This is a genomic window from Bradyrhizobium sp. 23AC (genome assembly GCF_054863025.1).
Genome location: NZ_JAVAYN010000109.1, coordinates 1 through 279 on the forward strand (window position 1 = coordinate 1; position 279 = coordinate 279).

1 pseudogene is annotated in these 279 nt (G+C 66.3%); it reads left to right on the top strand.

What is annotated here, in order from left to right:
* Window positions 1–279, top strand: a pseudogene (locus RAD10_RS41670) (ABC transporter substrate-binding protein); the annotation flags it as partial.

The following is a 279-nucleotide window of genomic DNA, read 5'->3' on the forward strand; positions in this document are numbered from 1 at the left end:
TTCACCTACCAGGGCGCCGCCGACTCCTTGAACCCGCTGGTCAACGTCCCGATGGGCGGCAAGGGCACGAGCGGTGGCTGGTACGGCTGGTCCGAGGACCCCAAGCTCGAGCAGCTGCGCGACGCCTTCGCCCGCGCCACCTCGCCGGAACAGCAGAAGAAGATCGCATTCGAGATCCAGAAGGAAGCCTACGACCAGGTGATCTACGTCCCGCTCGGCCAATTCCAGGCGCCGAGCGCATGGCGCAAAGCATTGACCGGCGTGATCGACGGCCCGGCA